General features: G+C 60.2%; 1 protein-coding gene. It reads left to right on the top strand.

Going from position 1 to position 716, the window contains the following annotated elements:
* Positions 1-81: 81 nt before the first annotated feature.
* Positions 82-716: multidrug transporter (locus tag HMPREF2879_RS09045; protein WP_070635429.1), on the top strand; the 635-nt coding region annotated here is incomplete at its 3' end.

Here is a 716-nt window from a genome sequence, read left to right as displayed (position 1 = left end):
CCCCCCCCCGAAATTCGAGCGCGACAGGGAGCGGAACGTGTAATGTGGTGAGCAACTCACTCCTATGAAAGGTGTTCAACGATGAAATCTCTCAACCGCCGCACCGCCGCTCCTCGTACCGGCACGAGCCGCCGCTTGCTCGCCACGGGTGCCCTGCTCTGTGTCGGCATCATGCCCCTGAGTGCTTGCTCGCTCTTCAACCCGCCGCTGGAACGCGACGAAAGCGTCCACGCCATCTTTGACGCGGAGCAGGACATCGTGAAGATGCCCCTGGACGATTACACCTACTATGAGCGCACTCACTACGAATACACGGCCTTTCAGATTGCTATGAAGCAGTGCTTTGCCGAACACGGGCAGAACTACACCATCCAGGCTCCCTACTCTGAGGGTGCGCCCCGCGGCGAGATGGGGCGAAAGTACGGTCCCTGGAATGTCGAGTACGCCCAGAAGTACGGTTTTCAGAAGCGAGACCCCAACAACGCAGCCGCCCCCATCTCCTATAACTCGGGGGAGAGCATGAGCCCCGAGGACAAGCTTCGCACCGAATGCTACCCCAAGGCCCGCGAGACCCTGGAGGCCGCGGTGCCCGAAGGTAAGAGGCCCGAGAATGAAGGGCAGTCCACAAACAGTCGTATCTCTACCGAGGCGGGTAACGCTGTGTACGGTAGCAAACTGCACCGCGAGCTCGAAGAGAAGTGGAAGCAGTGCGTCTC

This window comes from Rothia sp. HMSC069C04 (assembly GCF_001812895.1).
Classification (GTDB): domain Bacteria; phylum Actinomycetota; class Actinomycetes; order Actinomycetales; family Micrococcaceae; genus Rothia.
Note: the sequence above shows the minus strand (reverse complement) of the source record. Positions and strands in the feature narration are given on the sequence as shown.